Below are 24,533 nucleotides of genomic sequence, written 5' to 3'. Positions count from 1 at the left end.
GGCAGACGCACGGTTGAGATCAGTGTTGTGCCTCAACCATCACAACCCACACGAGAGGCATCCTCTCAGCTACTTCTTCCCGATTGGTTGTGTTGAGTATCCCTCAACACGACAACAAGTCATGCCTGATGACCATAGCGTGTCGGTACCACCCCTTCCCATCCCGAACAGGACCGTGAAACGACTCCACGCCGATGATAGTGCGGATTGCCCGTGTGAAAGTAGGTAATCGTCAGGCTCCTTATGCTCCAGCTCAAAGCCCCCAACCGCTTCAACCCCGGTTGGGGGCTTTGTGTTTGGACGACCGTTTCTGCGCACGTACCTTCCCAAGCCACCCATAATCCGCTCCCCATCTGCAGTGCCCCGCATACCCTTAGCGATAACCCCACAACAAATCGAAGAATTTCTGGTTGTGGAGCACAACAGGGCTCTTTGACTACGGGATTTGACGCAGCACATCTCGAAGAGCTGTCTCGAATGGCGTGCGCCGACCGATACCGAGTTTCTCAAGACTGCTAGTGTCGAGGTGGCAATCACGAGGTCTCGGTGTCGAGTCGGTCGGAGTCGTTTGCGGAATCAGACGAGCCTTGATTTGCAGAGCGGCAGCTAGATGCAAGGCAATATCGTATTTCGTCATTGCCTGGTCGCCGGACCATTGAGTAATACCCGTTATGGTTCTTCCGCAGAAATGTTGAGCGAGCAATTGCCGGATAACAAACGCGACATCCGGCGTATAAGTTGGATATCGAACTGCCCAGGCGTCCATTGCTGCAGGCACGGTATCGACTGACGCGACAATCGCGGGTATCAGGCTGGTTACCGCAGATTCCTGCCAATCGGTAACCGGACCATAGAGCAGCGGCAGGCGGAGCACGCATCCGGTGCCGCGTGCAGCATCGATGAACGCACGTTCCCCATGCAGTTTGCTGCGGCCATAGGCGTTAAGTGGACACGGCGGATCGTCGGTTAGGTAAGGCGGCCGGGTCCCGTTGAATACATAATCGGTCGAGATGGACAAAGTCCATGCATTCACGCGACTGGCTGCAGCAGCAATATTTTGAACTGCTACGACATTCATCGCATGAGCACGTGCGGGCTCACGTTCGCAAACGTCTGGTTTGCGTTCCGCGGCCGCGATCACGATAGCCTGCGGCTTCTCGCGTTCGATGAACCGAGTGACTGCATCGGCATCGCAAATGTCCAATGAAATCATCTGCGGCGATACGCGACGGAACGCCGTAGGAACGATATGCCATTCTCGCTCCCGATTCAGTTCCTTCACGATCGCCCGCCCCAGCAGCCCAGACGCGCCAATTACTGCAACAACGGGCATCGGTAGATTCTCAGTCATTAGTAGTGGTGCTGGCATCACCGACCACCGTATAGCCGGCGTCGACGATCGCTGCTTCTAATGCTTCCACCGGTTGCTGCGAATCGACGATAACGCGACGTTCCGCGAGATCGATCTTTACCTGCGCGGAGGCATCACGGTCACGAATTGCCTCCGTGACAGCGGCGACACAATGTTGGCAGCTCATGCCTTCAACTTGGAATTCGGCAATCATTTTCACCTCGAGAGAGTAATTGCATTGCAAGTCGCAATGAAACCCGGATGGGCCAGAAAGTAGCTTAAACCTTCCCGCCGTGGGAAGGTGTAGCATGAAAGACCGAAATCTGGAGCGAGCCTGATGAATATCGGTGAAGCGGCAAGTGCGTCCGGCGTTACCGCGAAGATGATTAGATACTACGAGAGCGTTGGCTTGTTGAGCGCCAAGGGACGTACGCCAGCCGGGTACCGAGTCTATGGGGCAACAGAAATTCATTCGCTGCGTTTTATTCGACAGGCCCGTCGCCTCGGATTTCTCGTAGAAGATATCCGCAAGCTCCTGGCGTTGTGGCAGGACCACTCCCGAGCGAGTGGCGAGGTTAAATCAATCGCGCTGGAGCACGTGACCGAACTTGATCGCCGGATTGCTGAGCTTACGGAAATGCGGGATACGCTTACCCATCTTGCGAACCATTGCCACGGAGATGAGCGTCCGGACTGTCCGATCATCCAGCGATTGGCGGGCGAATAGTTACTGTCGGGGACGGCTGGGAAACGCATGTAGCCCGACCTCGGGTGTTGTGATCTTTCCACAGAACCGCACCAAAGTAATGCATTTTGGCTTCGGAGATCTATTTTTTGGATAAAATGTTAGCAAAATCAATGGGTTAAATCCTGCAGCAGAATGCACCATTCCAAAACGGAATGCACGCTAGTCGAGCATTTCACTAGCGCAGTTCGGACAGAAGGCTATAATTCGGGTTAACCCTTTTGAGGGAAATCCCTGATGCGCAAATTCACCAGGGGTTCTATCGATCCTTGGAGAGCATCATGATTGCGTACATTGTGGAAAAGCTGAGCATCTGGTTTGAAAGCGCCGAACGTAACCGCCGTGAAGCGTATCTCGCATCGTCGGCCGACATCGTTCAACTCGAGCAACGTATCCGCTCGCTCGAGACCAACGGTTACTCGCAGTAAATCGCGCGCCGCGTGAGGCGGTTCAGCTGTATCGAAGGCCCCGCTTTGCGGGGCTTTGTCGTTTTTGGAGCGCGGATAGCTCCGAAGTATCGCGCTGGCGTGAACGTCGCAACGAAGGTAAGGTAAAGCATCCGCCGCCGTGTTTGACCGGCAGGCCATCAACTACCGGGTTCGTGCATGCGTTCCATTCGTCTGTCTGGCTATCTGCTGCGCTTCGTATTTCCGGTGCTCGCTTCGACCTTCACTACGGCGAGCGCTTTGGCTGCATCGTCGGGCGGTGGCCAGCCGCTGATTCTGGATACCCAGAAGGGAATCAGCGATGGTCAGAGCGGGACGGTACTTCAGACCGCACCTCTTTCTCACGCGCGCATTGTCGACGCGCAGCCGATTGCGACACCAACCGAACTCGCGCCAAACTCTTCGCCCCCGATTCTCGTTTCGCCGTATATCGAGGTTCCCGCAGGCGGTCAGTCACGAACCGCACCCAAACCCCAACTGCGTTTGCCGACGTCACCGCAATAGCCTTGGTCTTTTGGGTTTAGTCGATCCAGGTAGTGGTGCAGTTGTCCTGGTGACACGAACGCTTTTTCAGCCGCGGACTCATCGTGGCAAGGAGCGAAGCTCCGAATTGCCAATCAAAAGACATCGCCTAGTTACACGGGAAGACCAGGAGCGCGTCGCAGGCCAAGCCGACCTTAGCGTTCGATTCAGCCGCCGCGATGTTCGAGCTTGAACTGCGCGGCTCCATCCAGCTTCAGTGCATCGACGAGCCACGGCATCGAGTCCTTCAGCGTTTTCGCGAGCGTATACGGCGGGTTGAGAATGAACATCCCACTGCCGTACAGTCCAAAACCATCCGAGGGCTGGTTGCCGATCGTCAAAGACACGTGCAACCAGCTCTTGTCCTGCAGGCGCTTCAACTGGTCAGGAAACCGCTGCGATTCTGGGCGCGTGACCTGCGGATACCAGATCGCGTAAGTACCGTTGGCGAAGCGCCGGAGACTTTCTTCGACGCAGGTGAGTGTCCGTGTGTAGTCGCGTTTATCTTCGTACGACGGGTCGACCAGCACGAGCGCGCGGCGCGGCGGCGGAGGGAGTAGGGCCTTGATACCGTCGAAGCCGTCGCCGGCATAGAGGAGTGCGCGTCGGCCGGCGTCGCGGAAGTTGTGGCGCAGGACATCGATCTCGGTACTGTGCAACTCGAAGAGACGCATCCGGTCCTGCTCGCGCATCAATCTCCACGCCAGATAAGGCGAGCCAGGGTAGTACCGCAGATCGCCGTCCGGATTGAGTGCCGCGACCTCGTCGACGTATTCGGCGAACATCGGAGGCAAATCCTTGCGCTCCCACAGCTTGCCGATACCTGTCTCGAATTCCGCGGTCTTTGTCGCGTACCCCTCTTTCAACGAATAGACGCCTGCGCCTGCATGCGTATCGATGTACCAGTAAGCCTTGTCTTTCTGGCCGAGGTAGCGCAGCAGTTGCACGACGACGGCATGTTTCAGGACGTCGGCGTGGTTTCCAGCATGGAAGGCGTGGCGGTAGCTGAGCATGGTTTCGCGAGAAACGACGTAGGGCAGCGATCTGCGGGAACACGAGACCTGCGCGCGTATCCGACAGATCATCGAAGGTCGCGTATTGTACGCGACCGCTGCGCTTTTCAGAGAATGCAGCCTGTGGCTGGCCGCCCTCGGCTAGTCGTGCGAATCGCCGACAATCTCTTCGATCTTCAGCTTCACTTCCGGCGTGATCTTTGCCGCGATCTCGTGAGCCTTCATATTTTCAGCGATCTGTTCGACTCGGGAGGCGCCGGTAATCACGGTACTCACGTTCGGATTCTTCAGGATCCACGCGATCGCGAGCTGGCCGATCGAACATCCGAGCTCATCGGCGACACCGCCGAGCTTTCCGACGACATCGTTCTTTCCTGTATCGGTCAACTGCTTGCGTAGCCAGTCGTATCCCTGCAGTTGCGCACGGCTGTCAGCCGGTACGCCGCCGCGATATTTGCCAGTCAGCAGTCCCGATGCAAGCGGGCTCCACGTCGTCAATCCAAGTCCAATGTCCTCGTATAGTCTCGCGTATTCCTGTTCGACACGCTTGCGATGAAACAGGTTGTACTGAGGTTGCTCCATCACGGGCTTATGCAGATGGTGCCGTTCGGCGATCTCATAGGCCGCGCGAATCTCGTCGGCGCTCCATTCCGACGTGCCCCAGTAAAGTGCCTTGCCGCGCGTGATCATGTCGCTCATTGCCCAGACCGTTTCCTCTATGGGCGTGTTGGGATCGGGCCGATGGCAGAACGCGAGATCGACGTAATCGAGCTGTAGACGTTTCAGCGAAGCGTCGATCGCGTTCAGCAGATATTTACGGTTCAGCGTGTGATGCTGGTTGGGCGCCTCGTTCAAACCCCAGAAGAACTTCGTGGATACGACATAGCTGATGCGCGACCAGCCGAGTTCCTTCAACGCTTGCCCCATGATTTCTTCGGATTTTCCGCCGGCATAGGCCTCTGCGTTATCGAAGAAATTGACGCCGGCATCGCGCGCGGCTGCGAGCGATTCACGGGCCGAGCCCCGGTCCACCTGATTGCCGTACGTAACCCATGAGCCGATGGATAGTTCGCTGACTTGCAGGCCGGAGCGGCCGAGTCGCCGGTAGTTCATGCGTACCTCCTGGAGTGTGGTCGATCGGAATGCAACAGCTTAATCCGATCCGGACAGGCGCGTAGGTTTCCGCGGCAAGCTCTGTCGCGTCAGCTTCATATGCGTTCATGCACAATACCAGGTAAGGGAAGCGATCGGTATCTGGCCGGACGGCCTATGCTGTTAGGCCGGCTTCCTGCCGGTCGGTTGCGATGTGATGATTTACCAACTGGAATGTGATGCCGCAGCAAAATGCGGCATACGACGTCTTCACATCGGTTGCGCACGTGACGCAGGCGGTACTGTTCCTGTCGGCATTCCCGGGCATTGCGTTGGCCGGCGGCCTGTTGCTCGTCGCGAGCCACAGCTGGTTCATGCAATCGTTCGACCGACGCCCTGAAAAGGAGAGCTGCAATGACCGAACGCAATATCAAACGGGCACGTGCGGAAGTACCTGGCGGCGATAGCGGAGCGCGCGCAGCTGCTGCTGCCGGCGTGCACGTTGCTGCGCAGATCGACCTGCCAAAGTACGAGTCGATCGCGCTGATGCTGCAAGGCGGTGGAGCACTCGGCGCATATCAGGCCGGCGTATATCAAGGCCTCGACGAGGCGGGCATCCGGCCGAACTGGCTCGCCGGCATCTCGATCGGTGCATTGAATACCGCGATCATCGCGGGTAATGCGCCCGAGCATCGCGTCGCACGGCTGCTGGAGTTTTGGGAAACGATCTGTCAGCCGGCATTCGGGCCGCCATTGCCGGCGTTCGTCGAGCAGACGCTGTTCAATTCGACGGATGCCGTGCGGAAAGCGTTTACCGCGATGCAGGCGGTCAGTGCGCTCGTCGAAGGGCAGAAGGGTTTCTTCGTGCCGCGCTTTCCGCCGCCACTACCCACCGTATCGGGACCGCCGCAAGCCGCGAGCTACTACGACACGACGCCGCTCAAAGCGACGCTCGAACGGCTCTGCGATTTCGACCGGATCAACTCGCGTGAAATGCGTGTCTCGGTCGGTGCGGTGAACGTCGGGACCGGCAATTTCGCTTACTTCGACAACACTCGCATGACGCTGCGAGCAGAGCACTTCATCGCGTCCGGTGCGTTGCCGCCAGGCTTCCCGGCAGTCGAGATCGACGGTGAATACTTTTGGGACGGCGGCTTGATGTCGAACACTCCGCTCTACGAAGTGGTGCAGACAACACCGCGTCACGACACGCTCGCGTTTCAGGTCGACCTATGGAGTGCACTCGGACCAGTACCGGACAACATCACCGACGTTCAGGGTCGCATGAAGGACATCCAGTACTCCAGTCGCACGCGGCTCGTCACCGACATGCTGCAGCGTTCGCAACGCTTTCGCCACGTACTGCGCGAAGTACTCGACCGGGTCGCGCCCGAGCATCGCGAAGACACCTGGTGCAAGCTCGCCGAATCCCTCTCGTGCTCGAAGCGCTACAACGTGATCCACCTGATCTACCGGCAGAAAGAGTACGAAGGGCAGTTCAAGGATTATCAGTTCGGCCTGTCGACGATGCGGGAGCACTGGTCGAGCGGTCTGGAAGACATTCGTCGTTCGCTCGCACAACCCGGCTGGCTCGATATGCCGGACAACGACTCGGGCTTCGTGACTCACGATATTCATCGCGACATGCGTTGAACCGACATGGTTTGCGCGTGGCAGGGACAATGCCGCAAAAGAAAACGGCGCTCCGAATGGAGCGCCGCTTAAGCATTACCTGTAATCACAAAGGCGGATGGAGCTTACTTACCCGCTCGCCCCCCGTTGTTACTTCAGCACCTGTGCAATAGCACCAGCGACCACATCGAGATTACGCGTGTTGAGCGCCGCAACGCAGATGCGCCCGGTACTCACGGCATAGATGCCAAACTCTTCACGCAGACGGTCCACTTGCGCAGCCGTCAGACCCGAGTACGAGAACATGCCGCGCTGCGCATTCACGAAGCTGAAATCGCGGTTCACGCCGGCGCTCGTCAGCCGCTCGACGAGACCATTGCGCATCGCGCGGATACGATCGCGCATTTCGCCGAGTTCGCTTTCCCACGTTGCACGCAGTTCGGCCGATGCGAGCACCGCGGCGACAACCGAGCCACCGTGCGTCGGCGGGTTCGAATAGTTCGTGCGGATCACGCGTTTCAGTTGCGACAGCACGCGCGTTGCTTCTTCCTTGCTGGCCGTGATGATCGACAGCGCGCCGACGCGTTCGCCGTACAGCGAGAACGACTTCGAGAACGACGACGAGACGAACACGTTCAGTTCGGCTGCGGCGAAGAGACGTACCGCGGCGGCGTCCGCGTCGATGCTGTCGCCGAAACCTTGATACGCGATATCGAGGAACGGTACGAGACCGCGTGTCTTCACGACTTCGACGATCTGCTTCCATTGATCGTCGGTGAGGTCGACGCCGGTCGGGTTATGGCAGCACGCGTGCAGCACGACGACGGTGCCCGCTGCGTAGCTGTTCAACGCGTCGAGCATGCCCGCGAAATTCACGCCGTGCGTCGCCGCGTCATAGTAGGGGTATGAGAGAACATCGAAGCCGGCGCTTTCGAACAGCGCGCGGTGGTTTTCCCAGCTGGGATCGCTGATCGCGACCTTCGAGCCCGGGTTCAGGCGCTTCAGGAAATCCGCGCCGATCTTCAATGCACCCGTACCACCGAGCGCCTGTGCCGTCACGACACGGCCTGCTGCGATCAGCGGCGAGTCGTTGCCGAGCAGCAGCTTCTGCACGGCGGCATCGTAGGCGGCGATCCCTTCGATCGGCAGATAGCCGCGCGGCAACGCTGCTTCGACACGCGCCTTCTCCGCATCGCGCACGGCGCGCAGCAGCGGAATCTTGCCTTCCTCGTTGGTGTAGACGCCCACGCCGAGATTGACCTTGGTGGTGCGGGTATCGGCATTGAAGGCTTCGTTCAGGCCCAGGATCGGGTCGCGGGGAGCAAGTTCGACGGCGGAAAAGAGAGACATGATGGGTTCGGCAGTAGTAAAAGAAAGCTTGAGGCGCGTCCGGCTGGTCCTGGGCTCGATGACGTGAGCCGCGTGCGGTCGACGTGCGTAACACGCCATTGTAGCGAATCCGTGCCCGTTTTTTGAGCTCTGTCATGTCGGCAGACGGGTTTTTACGCGTAGCGGCCATACCAGGCGTGCCCTGGGCGGCCTATTCCCGCAGCGGCAGCGCCGGATCGGACAGTCGCCGGCAACCACTGCGACTTACTCAACATCGCGGCTACTGCCAACGTACTGTCAGCAAGCCGGGCACAGACCCGGCTCGGGCCGGCCCAAACCGCTAAAATAGTCCTTTGCTCCCGCCGAGGATGCCGCATCCATGTCCGAACATCACCTGAGCGAGGTCGACGACACGCTCGACGAGTCGAAATTCGTCACGTTCGACGGCTCGCCGTTCCAGCTGTACCAGCCTTATTCACCGGCCGGCGATCAACCGACGGCAATCGAGACGCTCGTCGAAGGCATCGAGGACGGCCTGTCGTTCCAGACGCTGCTCGGCGTGACCGGATCGGGTAAGACGTTCACGATGGCGAACACGATCGCGCGCCTCGGCCGTCCGGCCATTGTGTTCGCGCCGAACAAGACGCTCGCCGCTCAGCTGTATTCGGAGTTCCGCGAGTTCTTCCCGCGCAACGCGGTCGAGTATTTCGTGTCGTACTACGATTACTACCAGCCTGAGGCCTACGTGCCGCAGCGGGATCTGTTCATCGAAAAGGACTCGTCGATCAACGAGCACATCGAGCAGATGCGGCTGTCCGCGACGAAGAGCCTGATGGAGCGTCGCGACGTCGTGATCGTCGCGACCGTGTCGGCGATCTACGGTATCGGCAATCCGTCCGAATATCACCAGATGATCCTGACGCTGCGCACCGGCGACCGTATCGGGCAGCGCGACATCATCGCGCGGCTGATCGCGATGCAGTACACGCGCAACGAAGCGGATTTCCAGCGCGGCGCGTTCCGCGTGCGCGGCGATACGATCGACATTTTTCCGGCCGAGCACGCCGAGATGGCGGTGCGTATCGAACTGTTCGACGACGAGATCGAAACGCTGCAGCTGTTCGATCCGCTGACCGGCCGTGTGCGGCAGAAAATCCCGCGCTTCACCGTGTACCCGTCGTCGCACTACGTGACGCCGCGAGAGACCGTGATGCGCGCGGTCGAGACGATCAAGACCGAGCTTCGTGACCGGCTGGAGTTCTTCTATCAGGACGGCAAGCTGGTCGAGGCGCAACGTCTCGAACAGCGCACGCGTTTCGACCTGGAAATGTTGCAGGAGCTCGGTTTCTGCAAGGGCATCGAGAACTACTCGCGGCACTTTTCCGGCGCGGCGCCGGGCGAACCGCCGCCGACGCTCGTCGACTATCTGCCGACCGATGCACTGATGTTGCTCGACGAATCGCACGTGCTGATCGGCCAGTTGAACGGCATGTACAACGGTGACCGCGCGCGCAAGGAAAATCTCGTCGACTACGGTTTCCGGCTGCCGTCCGCGCTCGACAACCGGCCGCTCAAGTTCAACGAATTCGAACGCAAGATGCGTCAGGTCGTGTTCGTTTCGGCAACGCCTGCCGACTACGAAAAGAAGACCTCGGGGCAGGTGGCCGAACAGCTCGTGCGTCCTACCGGCCTCGTCGATCCGGAGATCGAGGTGCGTCCGGCGACGAGTCAGGTCGACGACATACTGTCGGAGATCAACGAACGCGTGAAGGCGGGCGATCGCGTGCTGGTTACCGTGCTGACCAAGCGCATGGCCGAGCAGCTCACCGAGTTCCTGTCCGATCACGGCGTCAAGGTGCGCTACCTGCACAGCGATATCGATACCGTCGAGCGGGTCGAGATCATCCGCGATCTGCGGCTCGGTACGTTCGACGTGCTGGTCGGTATCAACCTGCTGCGCGAGGGGCTCGACATTCCCGAAGTGTCGCTCGTCGCGATTCTCGACGCGGACAAGGAAGGCTTCCTGCGCGCCGAGCGCTCGCTGATCCAGACGATCGGTCGCGCGGCGCGTAACGTCAACGGCAAGGCGATCCTGTACGCCGACAAGATGACCGACTCGATGCGTCGCGCGATCGACGAAACAGAGCGGCGTCGCGCGAAGCAGATCGCGTTCAACGCGGAGCGGGGCATTACGCCGCGTGGCGTGGTGAAGCGGATCAAGGACATCATCGACGGCGTGTACAACGTCGACGAAGCGCGCGCCGAATTGAAGGAACAGCAACAGCGCGCGAAGTTCGAAGATATGTCCGAAAAGCAGCTTTCGAAGGAGCTCAAGCGACTCGAGAAGCAGATGATGGAGCACGCGAAGAATCTCGAATTCGAAAAGGCTGCGCAGGCGCGAGATCAACTCGCGCTGCTGCGCCAACGCGTGTTCGGCGCGAACGTCGGGGATCATCTGACCGGAACCTGATGCCTCGTCGGCGAGGCGTGAAAGAAAACAGCGTCGCAAGACGCTGTTTTCATTTCTGCGAGCCGGTTCTGCTGCGAGCCAGCAGAAGGCTGTCGACACGCGTTCGATCAGCTTTCGCAATTGTTCTCGATGCGGAACGATGTTAAACTGATATTGAGAATGGTTCGCATTAACGTGCGCTCGTTTGTAGCTTTAGGCTGCGGATGTTCGTTTAGAAAATCAGTGATCGGTTCTGTCAGATAAAAAACAAGGAGTTGCAATGCGGGTTTCTTCATTTTTGCGCGCGGGCCTGATGGTCGCCGCCATGGGCGTCGCAGTGTCGGCTTCGGCTGCCGAATTTCCGATCGGCAAGCAGCAGATCCAGGGCGGCATGGAAATCGGCGCGGTGTATCTGCAGCCGATCACGATGGAGCCGGAAGGCATGATGCGCAAGGCGTCGGATTCGGACGTCCATCTCGAGGCCGACATCCATGCGGTGAAGAACAACCCGACCGGTTTCGCCGAAGGCGACTGGATGCCGTATCTGCAGGTGCATTACGAACTGTCGAAGGGCAGTTGGTCGCAGAAGGGCGATCTGATGGCGATGGTTGCAAGCGACGGTCCGCACTACGGTGACAACGTGAAGCTGGCCGGCCCCGGCAAATATCATCTGAAGCTGATCGTCGAACCGCCGATGCAGATGGGTCACATGGCGTTCGGTCGTCACGTCGACAAGGAAACCGGCGTGGGTCCGTGGTTCAAGCCGTTCACGCTCGAGTACGACTTCACATACGCCGGCATCGGCAAGAAGGGCGGCTACTGATCGCTCCCGATCACACAGTGGATAACTGCGAGTAGCAACCGGAACAACGTGCAGGCGGTGTACATGAGTGCAGCGCCTGCGCCGGAAAATCTGCAGGAAGGGGCAATGGGAATTAACACGAAGCTCGCGCTTCTCGCGGCGACGATGCTCTTCGCCGGCATCGTACAGGCGGCGGATCTGCCGACCTTCAAGCTGGAAATGAGCGACGGCAAGCTGAACCCGGCGCGAATCGAAGTGCCGGCGGGACAGCGCATCAAGATCGAGGTCGTGAATACCGGCAAGGGTGCAGCGGAGTTCGAAAGCATTCAGCTACGCAAGGAAAAGGTGCTTGCCCCAGGCGCGGAATCGTTCGTTGTGATCGCTCCGCTTTCGCCGGGCGAGTACAAATTTTTCGACGATTTCCATCAGCAGGCGCAAGGGGTCATCGTCGCGAAGTAACGGGTGGAGCACGGGTGCGCCGTGTTCGCCAGGCAGTGGCAGTGGAGAATATCGATGGGTCAGGTGGTGTTCATCGTATGGCGAGAAAGCGTCGAGGCGCTGCTTGTCGTCGGCATTCTGTACGCGTGGCTGAAAAACGGCGACGCGGACGCGCGGCGTGGTCTGCCGTATCTGTGGGCGGGCGTCGGAGTCGGCGTGCTCGCGGCGATCGCGCTCGGTGCGGCGCTCGTTGGGTTCACCGAGGTGCTGTCCGGCGATGCGCAGGATTATTTTCAGACCGCAATGGTGCTGATCGCGTGCGTGCTGATCGTGCAGATGGTGCTGTGGATGAAGCAGCACGGCCGCACACTGAAGCGCGACATGGAGCAGTCGCTGCAGCAGAGCACGCGCGATTCGAACTGGTGGGGCGTCGCGGTGCTGGTCGCGCTGGCGATCGCGCGCGAAGGCAGCGAGACGGTGATCTTCCTGTACGGCCTCGGCTTCGGGCAAACGGGGCACGTCGGGATGGGGCAGATACTCGCGGTGCTGATCGGCCTCGCGCTCGCGTTCCTCACGTTCTATGTGCTGCAACTCGGCGGCAAAGTGTTTTCGTGGCGGCATTTTTTCCGCGTCACTGAAATCATGCTGCTGTTTCTCGGCGCGGGTCTGTTCCAGACCGGTGTCGACAAACTGATCGACAAGGAAATCCTGCCGACGCTCGTCGACCAGCTGTGGAATACGTCCGCGGTGCTCGACGATTCCAGTACGTTCGGCTCGCTCGTCGCCACGCTGACCGGCTATCGCGCGCATCCTGCGTTGATGAACGTGCTGGCGTACGCGCTCTACTGGGCGGTCGTCTATCTGCTCGTGCGCCGTGCCTCGCGCGGACCGGCACAACGCACAGCAGGACGAGCGGTATGACCAGCGTCGCTACCCGCCCGGGCCGTCTCGCCGGAGCCGGTCAATGGATGCAGCGCCATGGCGCGGCCATCCGCGGGATCCAGTGGGTTGTCGTCGCGGTCTACGCTTTCCTGATTCTCGTCCCCGCATTCACGCCACTGCCCGGCGACACCGCACATCTGTGGAACAACCTGACGCTCGCTGCGCAGTTCGTCTTCTGGGGCATCTGGTGGCCGTTCGTGCTGCTGTCGATGGTGATGCTGGGTCGCGTGTGGTGCGGCGTGCTGTGTCCGGAAGGCGCGCTCGCCGAGTTCGCGAGCAAGTACGGTCGCGGCTGGGCGATCCCTCACTGGATGCGCTGGGGCGGCTGGCCTTTCGTGGCCTTCGGTCTGACGACCATCTACGGACAGATGGTGAGCGTCTACCAGTATCCGAAAGCCGTGCTGCTGGTACTCGGTGGATCGACGTTCGCGGCGATGATCATCGGGTTGCTATACGGACGCGAGAAGCGCGTCTGGTGCAAGTATCTCTGCCCCGTCAACGGGGTTTTTTCGCTTCTGGCGCGGCTCGCGCCGTTCCACTACAAGGTCGATGAGGACGCGTGGCGACGCTCGTACAAGGAAGGCGAGCATGGGCATCGCGTGGTGCCGATCAACTGCGCGCCGCTGTTGCCGTTGCGAAACATGAAGGGCGCCGAGGCGTGCCACATGTGCGGCCGCTGCGCCGGCCATCGCGATGCGGTTGCGCTGACGTGGCGCGCGCCGTCGACCGAGGTCGTCGATCTCGGCGACAAACAGGCGAACGCATGGGACACCGCACTGATCCTGTATGGCCTGCTCGGCATCGCGATCGGCGCATTCCATTGGACTGCGTCGACGTGGTTCGTCGATCTGAAAACATTCCTGGCTACGTGGCTGATCGATCGCGACATCACGTGGCCGCTCGATACCAACGCGCCGTGGTTTCTCTTCACGCATTACCCCGAACAGAACGACGTGTTCTCGTGGCTCGACGGGACGATGGTGATCGGCTATATCCTCGCGACGGCGGCCGTCTACGGCACTACGCTGCTCGTGTTGCTGGCGGGCGCGACGCGGATGCTGGGGCGGTTCGACATGCGCCGGCTGCATCATCTGGCGCAAGGGCTGATTCCGATCGCGGGCGCCGGCGTGTTTCTCGGCCTGTCCGCGACGACGCTGTCGCTGCTGCGCTCGGAACACGTGCCGTTGTGGTGGGCGTCGGAGTTGCGCATCGCGATTCTCGTCGTCGCCAATGTGTGGAGCGCGTGGCTTGCATGGCTCGTCACGCGTCGCTATACCGAACGGCTCGCGCCCCGGATGCTGTCGATCGCATGGTTCATCGCTGCATTAGCGGTGGTTGATAGTGCGTGGTGGCTGATGTTCTGGGGCTGGTCGCGTTAATCTCTCGCTGTTTGGCCATTGGCCATACGTCACCACGCAACCCTATCGAAACACCGGAGATCTCCTGTGAGAACCAGACCCGCGCTGACCGACGACGACGTCAAAAAAATCGCCGAAGCCGCGCACACCCATGCCGCCGATAACCAGTGGAATGTGACGATCGCAATCGTCGATGACGGCGGTCATCTGTTTCACCTGCATCGAATGGAAAGGGCCGCTCCATCGACCGTCGAGATGGCGACCGGCAAGGCACGCACCGCCGCGCTCGGCAGACGCGAAAGCAAGATCTACGAGGACATCATCAAGCAGGGGCGGGTTGCGTTCCTCAGTGCGCCGATGGTCGGCATGCTGGAAGGCGGCGTGCCGGTGATTGCCGATGGCGAAGTGGTGGGAGCGGTTGGCGTGTCGGGGGTGAGATCGGATCAGGATGCGGCGATTGCTCAAGCGGGCATCGCAGCGCTGGGGCTCGGCTGACAGCGATTGCCACTACGCAGACGCGCGCGCGAAGCGAACCTGGTGCGTGAATAAACAAAGGCCGTGCAGAAGATCTTCATCTGCACGGCCTTTTCTTTTCGTACTTCAAGCCCTTCAAATACGTTCGATACTCGCGTCGTCTGCCCGACAGGCAGAGGCGCATTGCGGTGAGAACCAAAAAAGCGGCCTGGCTGGCTGCGACGGCTGGCTTGGTGTCTGCACGAAGGGGTCTAGATCTCGCGTGCAAGCCGTCGTGGCTGGCTAAAGCCTAACACCTCTCGAGGAGGTGGTCCCCACAATACCCGGTACTTACTTCGTCAAAATCAGTTTGCCCAGACGCGTCGCACGCAGCTGATACGTCTCGCCGTTGTGCGTGATGCTGACGTGGCTGCGGCCTTGCAGCAGCGTATCGCTGCGAATTGCACGTTCTGCTGAATCGGCAGGCTCGGTGTTTCGCGAAGCGGACGGCGGCACATTGCTGCTCGTAGCCGATGAAGCCTGCGACACGGCCTTGGGACGGCTGGTCAGCGCGGCGGTCGGGCGGCGCAGGCTAAGCGTGGAAGAGCGCGTCAGGTCGGTCATTCGTTCCATCGGTTTGTCGATTCGATGGAGTGATTCTAAATGATAATCGTTCTTATTAACAAGAAGAAGAATTGATCGAAACCAGAATCCGATAGCCGAGAGGAGAGGGCGCCGCAGACGAGCGGCGCCGGAGGATCAATGCAGCGGACCGGCGTCCTTGCTGCCCAGCACGTACTGGCGGATCAGGCGCACGGTGTCGATGTCCGACTCGCGATAGGCGGACTTGACGATCTCCTGCGTCTGGCGCGCGTCCTGGCTTTCGGCGACGGGCAGGGTCGTCGTGTATTCGAAACGCAGGAACAACTGCAGTTCGTCGGGCTGCTCGATCGTCATCGTCAGCGAGCCGCCGACGTAGCTGTCGGTGGCGAGGATGTCGTAGCGCACGCTCTCGTTCTGCTGCAGCGTGACGCGGTCGCGCACGGTCGCCTGGCCATAATGCAGTTCGCGTTCGAGCGTGCTGTCGGTTCGCGAGACGATCGTGCAGCTATCGAGCCCGAGCACGAACAGCTGCGGCTGCTCAGCGCGCAGCACGAGTCCTTCCCACAACTGTGCGCGCGTCATCGTGTCGACGAACGGATTCAACGGATCGTTGATCTGGATCAGGTGTTCGAAATTCAAGACAGCAGCTTCCTTTTCAAGCGCATCGTCGGTCGATGCCGGTACTAATACGGTGTCGCGCTGTGGGGATCACACGGCGGCCGCCAGCCCCGTGCGAACCGTGATCGGACGCGTGAGGACTTTGTGGACCGGGCACGCATTGGCGATTTGCAAAAGCCGTTCCCGCTGTTCGTCCGACAGGTCGCCTTCGAGCAAGACCCGTCGATCGATTGTCGAACCGGCGTCGCCGTTTTCGAGCGACAGCGTCACGTGTACGTTATGAAGTGCCCAGCCTTTGCGTTGCGCGTACATCTTCAACGTAATCGACGTGCACGCACCGAGACTCGACAGCAGCAGGTCGAAAGGCGTCGGGCCGCGATCGCCGCCGCCGAGCGATTCGGGCTCGTCGCCGAGCCACGTATGTCTGCCGTTATCGAGGACGACCTGAAAATCTGCCGAACCGGTGTGTGCGGTAACGCTGGACCCTGCCATGAAAACTCCTGATCGGGGATAGGCCTGCCGCGCAAGGCGGCGCGAGCCGATATTGTGACCGAATTCGGTCGCGTTCGCGTGCGGGGCGCGATGCAGCCACAAGAAGAAAAGCGCTCCGCGCCGTGACGGCGGGAGCGCTTCTTTTGTGCGAGATGCGCTGTGAAACCACCGCGTCGCTCAATGCGTGATCTGCCCCATCTTGCCGGACTGATAATCGAGCACGGCCTGACGAATTTCCTCTTCAGTGTTCATCACGAACGGACCGTAACGCACAACCGGTTCCTTCAACGGCACACCACCGAGCAGCAGCACGTCGAGCGGCTCGGTACCGGCAGCGAACGTCACGGTGTCGCCGTCGTCGCTGAAGACAATCATCTGCCGGGCGTCTACTTCGCGTCCGTCTTCACCATAAAAGCCCTTGCCCGACAGCGAATACGCGAACACGCGATAGTCGCGCGGCACCGGATGAACGACTTTTGCGCCGGGTTGCAGCGTGAAGTGCTGATACAAAATCGGCGTGTGGGTCTCGATCTTCGCCTTCACGCCGAGCGCTTCGCCCGCGATCACTTTCACACGCACCTTGCCGTCGCTTGACGTCGCGACCGGAATACCCGCCGACGGCATCTCCTGATAGCGCGGCGCGATCATCTTGTCGCTGCGCGGCAGATTCACCCACAGTTGCAGCCCATGCACACGACCCCCGGTGCGGGTGAATTCAGGATCGGGCATTTCACTGTGCACGACGCCCGAGCCCGCGGTCATCCATTGCACGTCGCCTGCGCGCAGCGTGCCCGAGTGGCCCGCCGAATCCTTGTGGCCGAATTGCCCTTCGAGCGCGTACGTGACGGTTTCGAAGCCACGATGCGGATGATCGGGTGCACCCTTCGCTTCGCCGGGTGCGTAGTCGACCGGCCCCATTTCGTCGAGCAGCAGGAACGGATCGAAGTCCATAAGCTGACGCGTGGGAAACGGACGATGGACGATAAAACCGCCGCCTTCCGTCGTCCGAACAGCGGGAAACGTACGCTCGATCGTGCGGGTCGTGGTCATCGAAGTCACCTTAAAAAAATGGGGAATAGCATCATTTTTGAAACATGGAGCTATTATAGGGACCGTTTACGCCGTTGCCAGCCGTCCGGCCGCAATGGATTGTTCTGAAAATGGAACGATGACATGGATATCGACACGCATAATCTGAACGACCTGATGTACTTTTCGCAGGTCGTCGAACACGGCGGTTTTTCCGCCGCCGAACGGGTGCTCGGGATCTCGAAGTCGCGACTGTCGCGACGGTTGACCGAGCTCGAGGCGTCGCTCGGCGTTCGTCTGCTGCAGCGCTCGACGCGCAAGCTCGCGCTGACCGAAGCCGGGCAGCTGTTCTATCAGCATTGCCAGGCGATGCTGCAGGAAGCGCGCACCGCAGTGAACGTCGTGCAGCAGTTGCGCGCGGCGCCGCGCGGCACCGTGCGCGTGAGCGTGCCGGTCACGCTGTCGCAGACGATGATGGCGCAGATCCTGCCGGAGTTCATGCATCGCTATCCGGAAGTGCGGATTGTGATGCGCGTGACGAATCGCGTCGTGGACCTGTTCGAAGATTCCGTCGACGTCGCATTGCGCGTGCGCTCCGAGCCACCCGAAAACGCGAACATCGTCGTGCGGCCGCTATGGCGTACGCAGCAGATGCTGGTTGGTGCGCCGAGCCTGTTGAACCAGCATGCGCCGCCGATGCAACCCGCCGATCTCGAGCGCTTCGAAACGCTCGACACACCGACCGGCGACGGCCGCCACGTATTCAACCTGATTGCGCCGGACGGCACCCGTCATGCGCACGAGCACGAGCCGCGTCTCATCTGCGCCGATCTGATGACGATCCTCGAAGTCGTGCTGGCGGGCATCGGCATCGCCGCATTGCCGGAGATGATGTACGGTGCGTCGCTGCGCTCGGGTCAACTGTCGCCGGTGATGCCCGGATGGACGCTGCCGACACCGCAGCTCTATGCGGTCTTCCTGTCGCGGCAGGGGATGGTGCCGGCGGTGCGCAGCTTCGTCGACTATCTCGTCGAGATGCTCGATCCCGACACCGGCAAGTACATGCAGCGCGAATGTCCGACACGCGATTCGATCATTGCGGCGATGGAGGCCGAATTGTTGTGAGCGTGCGCTGAACGGTGCGCATCGTTTTTGGCATTTAAGCGTCGTCTGCGATCAGTACTTTCAATGGCTGTTTTCTTGAATGCGCGGCGGCGCCGACCTATATTTGAATCCCTTTCGTAGAGGAGTCTCTTTGCGAAAACTCATGGCCGCTATCATAGCGAGCCTGATAGGGCTGACCGCGCTGTCCGTGTCGATCACGGCTGTCGCATGTGGTGACTCCGGCCACACCCGTGGCAAGTGAACCCGCCGCCCGAATGCGCCGCGTGCGCACGAAAAAAGGCCTTCATCTGACGATGAAGGCCTTTTACTTTGCAGCGTGATTCTTGCGTGTGTGTCGCTGACAGCCGTGCGGACCGCGCTTGACCTTACTGCTTCGGCTGCGTCACGAAACCGATCTTCGTGAGGCCGCCTGCCTGCGCAGCCGACATCACTTCGGCGACTGCTTCATACGGCACCTTGCGGTCGGCGTTCAGATGCAGTTCCGGCTGCGGCTCCAGTTGCGCGGCGGCGGCGATCTTCGCGCGCAACGTGGCGTCGTCGACTTTCTGGTCGTCCCACAACACTGTGCCGTCGGCTTCCACCGACACGCTGACCTGCGCCGGCTTCGTCTCTTCTTTCTGGCTGCTCGCATGCGGCAGATCGATCTTCACTGCGTGACGGATCACCGGGATCGTCACCATGAAGACGATCAGCAGAACCAGCATGACGTCGACGAGCGGCGTCATGTTGATCTCGTTCATCAGGCCATCGTCGTCGTCGCTGGCGAAAGGGCTCATTGCCATCGGAGTGCCTCGCGGATCAGTTGTTGCGCGTCGCGAGACGCAGACCGTCGCCGCGCTTCGACGACGACAGACGGGCGCCTGTCACGAAGAACGCATGCAGGCCGTGTGCGAAGCGGTTCAGCTTGCTGACGATCGCCTTGTTCGCGCGCGTCAGTGCGTTGTAGCCGAGCACGGCGGGAATCGCGACGAACAGACCGAATGCGGTCATGATCAGCGCCTCGCCGACCGGACCGGCGACCTGGTCGATCGACGTCTGGCCGGTCGCGCCGATAGTCAGCAGCGCGTGATAGATACCCCACACCGTGCCGAACAGACCGACGAACGGCGCGGTACTGCCGATCGACGCGAGCACCGCGAGTCCGCTCTGCATCCGCGATACGCTTTCGTCCATCGTGTCTTTCAGGCAGCGCGTGACCCAGTCGGACACGTCCATCCGGTCATGCAGATGCGGCTGCGTCTGATGATGGTGATCGGCGGCTTCCTGACCCGACAGCGCGAGCGCGAGGAACGGGTTGTCCTGCGGCGTCGACGCGTGCGCGCCGAGTTTTTTCACGCCGTCGGCGAGATCGTCCGAATGCCAGAACGCCTGTTCGGCGTTGCGCGTGAGGCGGTTCATGCGCACCACGTTCCAGCTCTTGATGACGATCACCGTCCACGACAGCACCGACATGATCATCAGCGCGAGCGCGATGCCACGCGTGACGAAATCCCCTTGCGCCCATACGTGGGCGATACCGTAATTTTGCATGGTCATTCCTTGATTGAAATCTGCTTCAGTCGTTGAGCCCGAACTCAAACGGCTGCGTACGCGTTGCGAGCATCGGTTGACCGTTCTCGATGTAGGGCCTGCATGTCGACGCACGCATTGCTTCGAGCGCTGCGTCATCGAGACGGCTGTAGCCGCTGCTCTTCGTCAGTTCGATGTTCTGGACCTTGCCGGTCAGCCCGACGACGAACTTGACCGACGCCACACCGGTTTCACCGCGCCGCGTAGACAGTGGCGGATAGATGGGCTTAACAATGTCGCAGTCGAGATGGGCCACGTTCTTCGGCGCGCTCATTGCAATCGTCGGGCGTGCAACTGGCGCAGCGGGAGCGGGGGGCGCGGCAGGAGCCGCCGGTGCAGGTGGAGGTTCGGGCGTCGTGATCTGAGTCGGCGACGGTGCCGCTGCCTGCGGGATCGGTTTTGGCGTAGGCCGTGGCACGACCTTCTGCTTGACGTGAGGAATCGGCGGCGTGGGCTTCGGTGGCGCGGGAGACTGAATTGCCGCAGGGGTGGCCATTGGCGCGGGCAACAATTCCGCGGTGATCGACTGCAGTTCCGGCGGCCGCGCGATGGGTTCGTTACGAACCGTCAGCACGACGACGAGCAATGCAGCGTGAAGCGCCACGACGATAGCGGTCGCGACGACGGCACGGGAGTTCATTCGGGTAGAGGAGGCCGGAGTGGAACCGGCCGGAACGGAATATAAGGCCTGCATTTTAGCGTCGGTCAGCGCCGTCGATGCAGCGGGTGAGGCAGGGCAGCGTCATGTTCGGAAAATCAGCAGCGAGATACATAAGGTGGTCACAAACCCGATCAGCAATTCCATCTCGTACTCCTTGAAGTTGAGGACGGTAGCTGGCTTGTGTGAGACTGGCTTGCTGACGGCGATGAGACAGGACAAAGGAACGACAGCTACGGATGGCACCCGGGGTGCCACCTGCGAAAATCAGGCAGCCTTGCGCTCGTAGAACGTGAGCGGTGCCGTGTGCGTGTGATGCTCGACACCGCAGCGGCTCGCGCACATACCGGTTTGCGCCATGACGTCGCGAACCGATTCTTCGCACTTGCCGCAGCAGGTGGCGACGCCGAGTTCGAACTGCAGTTCGTCGAACGAGTCGACGCCTTGCGCAATCGAGGCACGGATTTTTCGGTCGGACACAGACTTGCACACGCAGACGATCATGGCGATACGCGATAGCGAACGTTAATGCGAATTATTATCAATTATGTTTGGTGCATTTGGCAAGCGCGTGACACGGATTTTTGTAACAAAACCAGACTGTTAGCAGGGTCTACGGCTGGCGGAGCAGCCGTGGGAGAGCCGCCGGATGGCGGCTATGGACTACGCGGGCAGGGAATCGGGCGCAACAGTGCGCCGGGAGGGAATGACGACGTGTTCGACCGGCGCGTCGAGGTGCAGCAGCGTGCCGGCCAGTTGCCGTAGATGCGCGCCGTCACTGGTCGAGCAGAGGCGCGGTAGTGGCGGCGTTTCGCCGTCCGCGAGCGGGGCGGCGCGCAGGCCGTGCTGATCCAGCACGCGTTCGAGCTGCCGCGCGATCGCGATGCTCGTATCGATCAGTTCGAGCCGGTCGCCGACGATGTCGCGGATCGCCGCATCGAGAAACGGGTAGTGCGTGCAGCCGAGCACCAGCGTGTCCGCACCCGCATCCAGCATCGGTTGCAGATAGCTTTGCAGCAGCGCGCGCAGTTCGGCCGAGTCGATTTCGCAGCGCTCGATGGCCTGCACGAGACCGTGGCCCGGTTGGCAGAGGAAACGGCAGTCGGCCGCGTAACGTTCGAGCAGCCCCTGGAAGCGCGCGCTGCGCAGCGTGACCTGAGTCGCGAGTACGCCCGCGACACGAGTCTTCGACTGCAGCGCGGCCGGCTTGATGCCGGGCTCTACGCCGACGAGTGGAATCGGCAGCTTCTCGCGGACGACGGCGATCGATTGCGCGGTCGCCGTATTGCACGCGACGACCAGCACCTTCGCCCCCTGCGACACCAGCCATTGACCGATCGCGAGCGTACGGTCAGTGATGAAGTCGTCGTCGCGATCGCCGTACGGCGCGTAGCGCGAATCGGCCGCGTAGACGACCGGCTCGGCGGGCAGCAGCGTGCGGATCGCGCGTAGCACCGACAGGCCGCCCAGCCCCGAATCGAAAACGCCGACGGGCATACGCGCGTCGGCGGGCGAGGTGAGCAGTGCGGCGGGGTCGGCTTGCGTCGGAATCATCGGTGTCGCGAGAAGCACCAGATACGAAAAGTGCCGCTATTGTACGGCGACCTCGCGGTCGCCGTAACCGATTACGATTCGATCGATCCCATGCCGGTCTGCTGATAATTCTGGATGCCGACCTTGTCGATCAGATCGAGCTGCGTTTCGAGCCAGTCGATGTGTTCTTCGGTGTCGTCGAGAATCGTCGTGAAGATCTGCCGCGAGATGTAGTCGTGTACCGACTCGCAATACGCGATCGCTTCCTTGCAGGTCTTCTGCGAAATCTGTTCGAGCTTCAGATCGCACTCGAGGATCTCTTTCGTCTCTTCGCCGATCAGCAGCTTGTGCAGATCCTGAAGATTCGGCAGACCGTCGAGCATGAAAATACGTTCGATCAGCAGATCGGCGTGTTTCATCTCGCCGATCGATTCGTCGTATTCGTGCTTGCCCAGTTTGTCGAGGCCCCAGTGCTTGTACATCCGCGCGTGCAGGAAGTACTGGTTGATCGCAGTCAGTTCGTTTTTCAACTGCGAGTTCAGATAGTCGATGACTTTTTTATCGCCTTGCATGGTCGTTCCTTGTGGGGCTCTTCTTCAAACCAGAACAATAAACGCAGGGCCTTAAAAAGCCAAGGTTACGACTGTCTTTCGTACATGCTTCTCAATTAGACCTTGGCTCGCAACAAGAAAAAGCCGGAACCTGGGTTCCGGCTTTTCGTCGTGAGAACAGCGTGAATGCGATGCGTTTCTTTAGACCGTCGCGACCGGAATCTTGCCGATCTTCGCCTGCCATTCTTTAGGACCGGTCTGATGCACCGAGATCCCGTTCGAATCGACGGCCACCGTCACCGGCATGTCGTACACATCGAACTCGTAGATCGCTTCCATGCCGAGGTCTTCGAACGCGAGCACCTTCGCACCGCGAATCGCCTTCGACACGAGATACGCAGCGCCGCCCACGGCCATCAGATACGCCGCCTTATGCTTCTTGATCGCCTCGATCGCGACCGGGCCACGCTCGGCCTTGCCGATCATCGAGATCAACCCGGTCTGCGCGAGCATCATCTCGGTGAACGAGTCCATCCGCGTCGAGGTAGTCGGACCCGCCGGGCCGACGACTTCGTCGCGCACCGGATCCACCGGGCCGACGTAGTAGATCACACGATTCCTGAAATCGACCGGCAGCGGTTCGCCCTTCGCGAGCATGTCGGCGATGCGCTTGTGCGCGGCATCGCGGCCCGTCAGCATCTTGCCCGACAGCAGCAGCGTCTGGCCCGGCTTCCAGCTCGCGACTTCCGCGGGCGTCAGCGTATTCAGATCGACGCGCTGGCTCGTTTCCGTGTTCGGTTCCCACTGCACCTTCGGCCATGCATCGAGCGACGGCGCTTCGAGCTTCGCGACACCGCTGCCGTCGAGCGTGAAGTGTGCGTGACGCGTCGCCGCGCAGTTCGGGATAATCGCGATCGGCTTGCTCGCCGCGTGCGTCGGCGCAGCCATGATCTTCACGTCGAGCACCGTCGCGAGACCGCCGAGGCCTTGCGCACCGATGCCCAGCGCGTTGACCTTCTCGTGCAGTTCGACGCGCAGCTTCTCGATCCAGTCCTGCGGACCGCGCGCGATCACGTCCTGGATGTCGATCGAATCCATCAGCGATTCCTTCGCCATCAGCATCGCTTTCTCGGCCGTGCCGCCGATACCGATGCCGAGCATGCCCGGCGGACACCAGCCGGCGCCCATCGTCGGCACGGTCTTCAGCACCCAGTCGACGATCGAGTCCGACGGATTCAGCATCGCGAACTTCGACTTGTTCTCCGAGCCGCCGCCTTTCGCCGCGACCTGCACGTCGACCTTGTCGCCCGGCACGATCTCGTAGTGGATCACTGCCGGCGTGTTGTCCTTCGTGTTCTTGCGCGCACCGTCCGGCGGGCTCACGATCGACGCGCGCAGCACGTTGTCCGGGTTCAGATAACCGCGGCGCACGCCTTCGTTGATCATGTCGGTGACGCTCATCGTCGCACCGTCCCAGCGAACGTCCATACCGACCTTCACGAACACCGTGACGATACCCGTGTCCTGGCAGATCGGCCGCTTGCCTTCCGCGCACATGCGGCTGTTGGTCAGGATCTGCGCGATCGCGTCCTTCGCGGCCGGGCTCTGTTCGAGTTCGTACGCGCGGCCGAGCGCCTGGATGTAGTCGAGCGGATGGTAGTAGCTGATGTGCTGCAGAGAATCCGCGATGCTCTGGATCAGGTCTTCCTGTTTGATGACGGTCATGGCTAACTCAGTGGGGAAGGGAATCTTTTTGGGTCGGGCCTCGAGCGGGCCCTGGTCA

General features: G+C 60.7%; 27 protein-coding genes and 1 rRNA gene. 12 read left to right on the top strand and 16 right to left on the bottom strand.

The features are described 5' to 3' along the window. Positions 1-124 precede the first annotated feature (124 nt). A 5S ribosomal RNA gene (gene rrf / locus E1748_RS22405) occupies positions 125-238 on the top strand. Between the two features lie 198 nt (positions 239-436). Here the strand turns inward: rrf and E1748_RS22400 are convergent. Together E1748_RS22400 and E1748_RS22395 are read right to left on the bottom strand one after the other, a co-directional pair. Next, complete coding sequence (locus E1748_RS22400; RefSeq protein ID WP_133649480.1) at positions 437-1,333, bottom strand: dTDP-4-dehydrorhamnose reductase family protein; 897 nt, start codon at positions 1,331-1,333, stop codon at positions 437-439. Positions 1,334-1,343: 10 nt separating this feature from the next. Next, on the bottom strand, positions 1,344-1,565 hold the full coding sequence (locus E1748_RS22395; RefSeq protein ID WP_133649321.1) for a heavy-metal-associated domain-containing protein: 222 nt from the start codon (positions 1,563-1,565) through the stop codon (positions 1,344-1,346). A gap of 123 nt (positions 1,566-1,688) precedes the next feature. On the opposite strand from E1748_RS22395, the gene cueR reads away from it, so the two are divergent. The 3 genes from cueR (at position 1,689) to E1748_RS22380 (ending at position 3,046) form a co-directional block, all read left to right on the top strand. Continuing rightward, entirely contained in the window at positions 1,689-2,078 is a 390-nt protein-coding gene (cueR, locus tag E1748_RS22390; protein ID WP_133649320.1) for a Cu(I)-responsive transcriptional regulator, read from the top strand. Positions 2,079-2,377: 299 nt separating this feature from the next. Further along, positions 2,378-2,524 carry a DUF3563 family protein gene (locus E1748_RS22385; protein ID WP_133649319.1) on the top strand — a complete coding sequence of 49 codons (147 nt, stop codon included), beginning with the start codon at positions 2,378-2,380 and terminating at the stop codon, positions 2,522-2,524. Positions 2,525-2,701: 177 nt separating this feature from the next. Then, positions 2,702-3,046 (top strand): hypothetical protein, encoded by a 345-nt coding sequence (locus E1748_RS22380; RefSeq protein WP_133649318.1) that lies wholly within the window; start codon positions 2,702-2,704, stop codon positions 3,044-3,046. 185 nt (positions 3,047-3,231) lie between these two features. On the opposite strand, the gene E1748_RS22375 is transcribed toward E1748_RS22380, so the two are convergent. After that, positions 3,232-4,077, bottom strand: coding sequence for a 23S rRNA (adenine(2030)-N(6))-methyltransferase RlmJ (locus E1748_RS22375; RefSeq protein WP_133649317.1), 846 nt, complete (start codon positions 4,075-4,077; stop codon positions 3,232-3,234). A 141-nt stretch (positions 4,078-4,218) separates the two neighbouring features. After that, positions 4,219-5,190, bottom strand: a complete 972-nt coding sequence (locus E1748_RS22370) for a potassium channel beta subunit family protein (RefSeq protein WP_133649316.1) — start codon at positions 5,188-5,190, stop codon at positions 4,219-4,221. 393 nt (positions 5,191-5,583) lie between these two features. On the opposite strand from E1748_RS22370, the gene E1748_RS22365 reads away from it, so the two are divergent. After that, complete coding sequence (locus E1748_RS22365; protein WP_133649315.1) at positions 5,584-6,822, top strand: DUF3734 domain-containing protein; 1,239 nt, start codon at positions 5,584-5,586, stop codon at positions 6,820-6,822. Between the two features lie 129 nt (positions 6,823-6,951). Here E1748_RS22365 and E1748_RS22360 read toward each other — a convergent pair whose 3' ends face one another. Next, positions 6,952-8,151 carry an amino acid aminotransferase gene (locus E1748_RS22360; protein WP_133649314.1) on the bottom strand — a complete coding sequence of 400 codons (1,200 nt, stop codon included), beginning with the start codon at positions 8,149-8,151 and terminating at the stop codon, positions 6,952-6,954. 358 nt (positions 8,152-8,509) lie between these two features. Between E1748_RS22360 and uvrB the strand changes: the two genes are divergently transcribed. From uvrB to E1748_RS22330, 6 genes are all read left to right on the top strand, one after another. Continuing rightward, the gene (gene uvrB, locus E1748_RS22355) at positions 8,510-10,600 is read left to right on the top strand and encodes an excinuclease ABC subunit UvrB (RefSeq protein WP_133649313.1); all 2,091 of its coding nucleotides are present in this window, start codon (positions 8,510-8,512) and stop codon (positions 10,598-10,600) included. 259 nt (positions 10,601-10,859) lie between these two features. Then, positions 10,860-11,402 carry an iron transporter gene (locus E1748_RS22350; protein WP_133649312.1) on the top strand — a complete coding sequence of 181 codons (543 nt, stop codon included), beginning with the start codon at positions 10,860-10,862 and terminating at the stop codon, positions 11,400-11,402. Positions 11,403-11,507: 105 nt separating this feature from the next. After that, positions 11,508-11,840, top strand: a complete 333-nt coding sequence (locus E1748_RS22345; protein ID WP_133649311.1) for a cupredoxin domain-containing protein — start codon at positions 11,508-11,510, stop codon at positions 11,838-11,840. Positions 11,841-11,894: 54 nt separating this feature from the next. After that, entirely contained in the window at positions 11,895-12,740 is an 846-nt protein-coding gene (locus E1748_RS22340) for an FTR1 family iron permease (protein ID WP_133649310.1), read from the top strand. Continuing rightward, positions 12,737-14,140, top strand: a complete 1,404-nt coding sequence (locus tag E1748_RS22335) for a 4Fe-4S binding protein (RefSeq protein ID WP_133649309.1) — start codon at positions 12,737-12,739, stop codon at positions 14,138-14,140. Before E1748_RS22340 ends, E1748_RS22335 begins: the two co-directional genes overlap by 4 nt. A gap of 66 nt (positions 14,141-14,206) precedes the next feature. Then, positions 14,207-14,614, top strand: a complete 408-nt coding sequence (locus E1748_RS22330; RefSeq protein WP_133649308.1) for a GlcG/HbpS family heme-binding protein — start codon at positions 14,207-14,209, stop codon at positions 14,612-14,614. Positions 14,615-14,923: 309 nt separating this feature from the next. Here E1748_RS22330 and hemP read toward each other — a convergent pair whose 3' ends face one another. The 4 genes from hemP to E1748_RS22310 form a co-directional block, all read right to left on the bottom strand. Then, positions 14,924-15,196, bottom strand: coding sequence for a hemin uptake protein HemP (gene hemP, locus E1748_RS22325; protein ID WP_133649479.1), 273 nt, complete (start codon positions 15,194-15,196; stop codon positions 14,924-14,926). A gap of 135 nt (positions 15,197-15,331) precedes the next feature. Further along, positions 15,332-15,814 carry an SRPBCC family protein gene (locus E1748_RS22320; RefSeq protein WP_133649307.1) on the bottom strand — a complete coding sequence of 161 codons (483 nt, stop codon included), beginning with the start codon at positions 15,812-15,814 and terminating at the stop codon, positions 15,332-15,334. 69 nt (positions 15,815-15,883) lie between these two features. Further along, the gene (locus tag E1748_RS22315) at positions 15,884-16,285 is read right to left on the bottom strand and encodes an OsmC family protein (RefSeq protein WP_133649306.1); all 402 of its coding nucleotides are present in this window, start codon (positions 16,283-16,285) and stop codon (positions 15,884-15,886) included. Between the two features lie 177 nt (positions 16,286-16,462). Then, a complete protein-coding gene (locus E1748_RS22310) occupies positions 16,463-17,335 on the bottom strand; it encodes a pirin family protein (RefSeq protein ID WP_133649305.1) in 873 nt (290 codons plus the stop codon). Between the two features lie 123 nt (positions 17,336-17,458). Here E1748_RS22310 and E1748_RS22305 point away from each other — a divergent pair, with 123 nt between their 5' ends. Then, positions 17,459-18,439, top strand: coding sequence for a LysR family transcriptional regulator (locus E1748_RS22305; RefSeq protein WP_133649304.1), 981 nt, complete (start codon positions 17,459-17,461; stop codon positions 18,437-18,439). 365 nt (positions 18,440-18,804) lie between these two features. On the opposite strand, the gene E1748_RS22300 is transcribed toward E1748_RS22305, so the two are convergent. From E1748_RS22300 to E1748_RS22270, 7 genes are all read right to left on the bottom strand, one after another. Further along, complete coding sequence (locus tag E1748_RS22300; RefSeq protein ID WP_133649303.1) at positions 18,805-19,221, bottom strand: ExbD/TolR family protein; 417 nt, start codon at positions 19,219-19,221, stop codon at positions 18,805-18,807. 16 nt (positions 19,222-19,237) lie between these two features. Next, positions 19,238-19,969, bottom strand: a complete 732-nt coding sequence (locus E1748_RS22295) for a MotA/TolQ/ExbB proton channel family protein (protein ID WP_133649302.1) — start codon at positions 19,967-19,969, stop codon at positions 19,238-19,240. Between the two features lie 25 nt (positions 19,970-19,994). Continuing rightward, complete coding sequence (locus E1748_RS22290; protein ID WP_133649301.1) at positions 19,995-20,702, bottom strand: energy transducer TonB; 708 nt, start codon at positions 20,700-20,702, stop codon at positions 19,995-19,997. A gap of 231 nt (positions 20,703-20,933) precedes the next feature. Beyond that, positions 20,934-21,170: a (2Fe-2S)-binding protein gene (locus E1748_RS22285; protein WP_133649300.1), complete on the bottom strand. Its 237-nt coding sequence runs from the start codon at positions 21,168-21,170 to the stop codon at positions 20,934-20,936. Positions 21,171-21,329: 159 nt separating this feature from the next. Then, positions 21,330-22,220, bottom strand: a complete 891-nt coding sequence (murI, locus tag E1748_RS22280; protein ID WP_133649299.1) for a glutamate racemase — start codon at positions 22,218-22,220, stop codon at positions 21,330-21,332. 71 nt (positions 22,221-22,291) lie between these two features. Continuing rightward, positions 22,292-22,771: a bacterioferritin gene (bfr, locus tag E1748_RS22275; protein WP_133649298.1), complete on the bottom strand. Its 480-nt coding sequence runs from the start codon at positions 22,769-22,771 to the stop codon at positions 22,292-22,294. 180 nt (positions 22,772-22,951) lie between these two features. Beyond that, on the bottom strand, positions 22,952-24,475 hold the full coding sequence (locus E1748_RS22270) for a fumarate hydratase (RefSeq protein ID WP_133649297.1): 1,524 nt from the start codon (positions 24,473-24,475) through the stop codon (positions 22,952-22,954). Positions 24,476-24,533 lie beyond the last annotated feature (58 nt).

It is taken from the genome of Paraburkholderia flava (assembly GCF_004359985.1).
Classification (GTDB): Bacteria; Pseudomonadota; Gammaproteobacteria; order Burkholderiales; family Burkholderiaceae; genus Paraburkholderia; species Paraburkholderia flava.
The sequence above is the reverse complement of the archived record's forward strand: the minus strand, read 5'-3'. Positions and strand labels throughout refer to the sequence as shown.

Excerpts from the sequence above, each read along its gene's own strand:
- bfr (WP_133649298.1), bottom strand. The coding sequence starts at position 22,771 with ATGCAAGGCGATAAAAAAGTCATCGACTATCTGAACTCGCAGTTGAAA.
- E1748_RS22400 (WP_133649480.1), bottom strand. The coding sequence starts at position 1,333 with ATGCCCGTTGTTGCAGTAATTGGCGCGTCTGGGCTGCTGGGGCGGGCG.
- E1748_RS22295 (WP_133649302.1), bottom strand. The coding sequence starts at position 19,969 with ATGCAAAATTACGGTATCGCCCACGTATGGGCGCAAGGGGATTTCGTC.
- E1748_RS22395 (WP_133649321.1), bottom strand. The coding sequence starts at position 1,565 with ATGATTGCCGAATTCCAAGTTGAAGGCATGAGCTGCCAACATTGTGTC.
- E1748_RS22380 (WP_133649318.1), top strand. The coding sequence starts at position 2,702 with ATGCGTTCCATTCGTCTGTCTGGCTATCTGCTGCGCTTCGTATTTCCG.
- E1748_RS22370 (WP_133649316.1), bottom strand. The coding sequence starts at position 5,190 with ATGAACTACCGGCGACTCGGCCGCTCCGGCCTGCAAGTCAGCGAACTA.
- E1748_RS22305 (WP_133649304.1), top strand. The coding sequence starts at position 17,459 with ATGGATATCGACACGCATAATCTGAACGACCTGATGTACTTTTCGCAG.
- hemP (WP_133649479.1), bottom strand. The coding sequence starts at position 15,196 with ATGACCGACCTGACGCGCTCTTCCACGCTTAGCCTGCGCCGCCCGACC.
- E1748_RS22310 (WP_133649305.1), bottom strand. The coding sequence starts at position 17,335 with ATGACCACGACCCGCACGATCGAGCGTACGTTTCCCGCTGTTCGGACG.
- uvrB (WP_133649313.1), top strand. The coding sequence starts at position 8,510 with ATGTCCGAACATCACCTGAGCGAGGTCGACGACACGCTCGACGAGTCG.
- E1748_RS22290 (WP_133649301.1), bottom strand. The coding sequence starts at position 20,702 with ATGCAGGCCTTATATTCCGTTCCGGCCGGTTCCACTCCGGCCTCCTCT.
- E1748_RS22385 (WP_133649319.1), top strand. The coding sequence starts at position 2,378 with ATGATTGCGTACATTGTGGAAAAGCTGAGCATCTGGTTTGAAAGCGCC.
- cueR (WP_133649320.1), top strand. The coding sequence starts at position 1,689 with ATGAATATCGGTGAAGCGGCAAGTGCGTCCGGCGTTACCGCGAAGATG.
- E1748_RS22315 (WP_133649306.1), bottom strand. The coding sequence starts at position 16,285 with ATGGCAGGGTCCAGCGTTACCGCACACACCGGTTCGGCAGATTTTCAG.
- E1748_RS22375 (WP_133649317.1), bottom strand. The coding sequence starts at position 4,077 with ATGCTCAGCTACCGCCACGCCTTCCATGCTGGAAACCACGCCGACGTC.
- E1748_RS22335 (WP_133649309.1), top strand. The coding sequence starts at position 12,737 with ATGACCAGCGTCGCTACCCGCCCGGGCCGTCTCGCCGGAGCCGGTCAA.
- murI (WP_133649299.1), bottom strand. The coding sequence starts at position 22,220 with ATGATTCCGACGCAAGCCGACCCCGCCGCACTGCTCACCTCGCCCGCC.
- E1748_RS22360 (WP_133649314.1), bottom strand. The coding sequence starts at position 8,151 with ATGTCTCTCTTTTCCGCCGTCGAACTTGCTCCCCGCGACCCGATCCTG.
- E1748_RS22285 (WP_133649300.1), bottom strand. The coding sequence starts at position 21,170 with ATGATCGTCTGCGTGTGCAAGTCTGTGTCCGACCGAAAAATCCGTGCC.
- E1748_RS22270 (WP_133649297.1), bottom strand. The coding sequence starts at position 24,475 with ATGACCGTCATCAAACAGGAAGACCTGATCCAGAGCATCGCGGATTCT.
- E1748_RS22345 (WP_133649311.1), top strand. The coding sequence starts at position 11,508 with ATGGGAATTAACACGAAGCTCGCGCTTCTCGCGGCGACGATGCTCTTC.
- E1748_RS22365 (WP_133649315.1), top strand. The coding sequence starts at position 5,584 with ATGACCGAACGCAATATCAAACGGGCACGTGCGGAAGTACCTGGCGGC.
- E1748_RS22300 (WP_133649303.1), bottom strand. The coding sequence starts at position 19,221 with ATGGCAATGAGCCCTTTCGCCAGCGACGACGACGATGGCCTGATGAAC.
- E1748_RS22350 (WP_133649312.1), top strand. The coding sequence starts at position 10,860 with ATGCGGGTTTCTTCATTTTTGCGCGCGGGCCTGATGGTCGCCGCCATG.
- E1748_RS22340 (WP_133649310.1), top strand. The coding sequence starts at position 11,895 with ATGGGTCAGGTGGTGTTCATCGTATGGCGAGAAAGCGTCGAGGCGCTG.